The 2,317-nt window shown below is 54.6% G+C and carries 3 protein-coding genes and 1 pseudogene; 1 reads left to right on the top strand and 3 read right to left on the bottom strand.

Annotation, left to right across the window (positions count from 1 at the left end):
- Positions 1-234: pseudogene (locus RTI30_RS14120) on the top strand (ATP-dependent helicase); the annotation flags it as partial.
- An 818-nt stretch (positions 235-1,052) separates the two neighbouring features.
- On the opposite strand, the gene RTI30_RS14115 reads toward RTI30_RS14120, so the two are convergent.
- Genes RTI30_RS14115 through RTI30_RS14105 form a run of 3 tightly spaced genes read right to left on the bottom strand, consistent with a single transcriptional unit; the run spans position 1,053 to position 2,161 of the window.
- Positions 1,053-1,520 carry a glycosyltransferase gene (locus RTI30_RS14115; RefSeq protein ID WP_312284133.1) on the bottom strand — a complete coding sequence of 156 codons (468 nt, stop codon included), beginning with the start codon at positions 1,518-1,520 and terminating at the stop codon, positions 1,053-1,055.
- 24 nt (positions 1,521-1,544) lie between these two features.
- Entirely contained in the window at positions 1,545-1,931 is a 387-nt protein-coding gene (locus RTI30_RS14110; protein ID WP_312284132.1) for a type II toxin-antitoxin system VapC family toxin, read from the bottom strand.
- Complete coding sequence (locus RTI30_RS14105; RefSeq protein WP_312284131.1) at positions 1,928-2,161, bottom strand: type II toxin-antitoxin system prevent-host-death family antitoxin; 234 nt, start codon at positions 2,159-2,161, stop codon at positions 1,928-1,930. Before RTI30_RS14105 ends, RTI30_RS14110 begins: the two co-directional genes overlap by 4 nt.
- Positions 2,162-2,317 lie beyond the last annotated feature (156 nt).

Raw genomic sequence — 2,317 nt, 5'->3', positions numbered from 1 at the left:
GACCTTTGGTGGAACCCGGCCGTGGAGGCGCAAGCCACGGATCGAGCCTACCGGATCGGCCAGCAACGGAACGTCCAGGTGCATCGGCTCATCACCCGCGCCACCTTTGAGGAGCGCATTAACGAGATGATGCGGACCAAGCGCGATCTGGCTAACCTGACTGTCGGGACGGGTGAGCAGTGGATCGGGAATATGAACAATGCGGAGTTGAATGAGGTGTTCAGCCTTGGTTAGCGGATGGGTATTGTCTTCATTGTCCTACGTGATAAATGGGCAGTAACCGATCCATTTCTGCAGTTAGAGGGTAAGCGTCTAGATAACCCACCTAGCGGTGGGTTCTTAGTTCATGCTGGGGTTGGATTGATCCAGTTCCAGGGTAGGAGTTCGTTAGAGGAGCACTTGCCGGGTGTCAGTTCTGCAGCGGATGATGTCATTGGCTCTCTGTCGCTGAATGGCCGCAATCAGTCTTAAGCAGGCATAGCCAGATGATGCCCAGTACCAACTAATTGTTGTTGATTTGACCCCAAGATGCTTATTCCAACCTTGGTACCCGGTCGGATTGGGCTGGGAACTCTCTGATTTCCAACCTCAGAATGCAAATAACCTAAAATGCCTCCTTTAATTTTGCGGGAGCGGGATTCAATAGATTTACTTGGTGAGTTTTTCACGCACTAATAACAAGAAAACAGGGTATTTTGATAGCTTTCATGTGGCGCCGTAATGATGGTAGTCAAAACGGCTTATGGTCATATATTGAAAATATAAAATTTTCTCATTCTGACCGGATGTAAAGTTGCGACAAGTGACCTTATATGTTTTTAAAGAACAGGGATGCGTCAGGATGGATGGCTGTAGCATGCTGTTTTATATCACTTTACGTCTATCAATGGTGATCAGAGTTAACTATCACAGCTGGCCTCCGAAGCCAAAGGTCACTGGTTCGAATCCAGTATCGCGCGCCACTTTCCTGCATTGTCTATTCTGCCAATCTGCACCGATACCGGCAGCGCTCACGCCGAGAACCTACAGCACCCAGCTCTGTTGGTAATGGCCTAGGTTTTGGCCGCCACCCGCCGCAAAAAGTCTTCCCACTGCGGGAGGATGCGTTCGGGCAGGTAGCGCTCGCTGTGCGCTACCCCCTGGCGCCGCAGGGCCTCGCGTTGGGCCTCGACCTCAGGACCGTAAAGAAGCGGGCGCAGGGCGGCCACGAGGCTCGCCGTATCGTAGGGGTCGAAGTAGCGGGTGGCATCGCCATACACCTCGCGGTGTACCGGGATATCCGAGGCCACCGTCACTCCCGCGCAGCGCATTGCCTCGATGCCGGAAAAATCAAAGCCCTCGCCCACACTCGGGCAAACCGTCACCAGGGCTTGGCGAAAGAGCAGGCGCAGGTTATCGCTCGGCACATTCTGCAGGAGAAAAAGACTACCCTCCTCCACCCAAGGGATCATGGCATCGAGGGCCTGCTCGTAATCCCAGCCAATATGCCCCACGAGGATCAGGCGCAGCTCCAGCCACACGCGCAGAGGGGGGTGTTTTTCGGATCAGGAGTGGGCATCGAGAATAGGAATACCGTATGCGGTTAATTGATGGTCGGCGGTAACCAACTGTAAGCCCTCCACGATCGCCTGTGCGACCAGCATGCGATCAAAAGGATCCCGATGATGCAGGGGTAGTCGTCCCGCCAGCTCCGCATGCGCTATCTGTATCGGAAGACCCAAAAAACTGGCCTCCAACAAAACGTCTTGCAGATTTTCGGGAGCCTCCAATTTCCCCATGGCTCGTTTGATGCCAATTTCCCAAAAACTCGCGGCAGAGACAAAGACAGGATTTTCGACCCGAGCAATTTCGGCACGAGCACGCTCCCCAAGCGCAGCATCATTTGCCAGCCACCAAAGAAACGCGCGCGTGTCCAGCAACAGATGGCTCACCAGTTCTCGAACTCCGCCAAAATCTCCTCGCTGCTTTGGTCAAAATCTGGCGCCATACGAATTTTCCCTTCGAGCAGACCCGGGCGACGCTGCCGGTTTTCGATAGAGGTAGGGACAAGACGCACTACCGGCACCCCAGCCTTGGCGATGAGCACGGTTTCGCCGGCCAGCGCACGCTCTACGAGTTTGGAGAGCTGGGTCTTCGCCTCGTACATGTTCACCTTCAGCATAGTACCCTCGCCCTAGTCAAGCGTTGGCCAACTATACGTGCGCGCGTTGGGTAGGGCAAGTGCCTGTATGCGTCCACCACCTTTGGCACTGTGGTAGATGTTGGAGGAGGAAGGATAGCGGTGGTTTCTGTCCGAGTCGATGGTGTGGCCGTTCGG

Origin of the sequence: Candidatus Igneacidithiobacillus taiwanensis, assembly GCF_031962545.1 — a bacterium.
GTDB lineage: Bacteria > Pseudomonadota > Gammaproteobacteria > Acidithiobacillales > Acidithiobacillaceae > Igneacidithiobacillus > Igneacidithiobacillus taiwanensis.
This window is presented reverse-complemented; position numbering and strand designations above follow the sequence as displayed.

Excerpts from the sequence above, each read along its gene's own strand:
- RTI30_RS14105 (WP_312284131.1), bottom strand. The coding sequence starts at position 2,161 with ATGCTGAAGGTGAACATGTACGAGGCGAAGACCCAGCTCTCCAAACTC.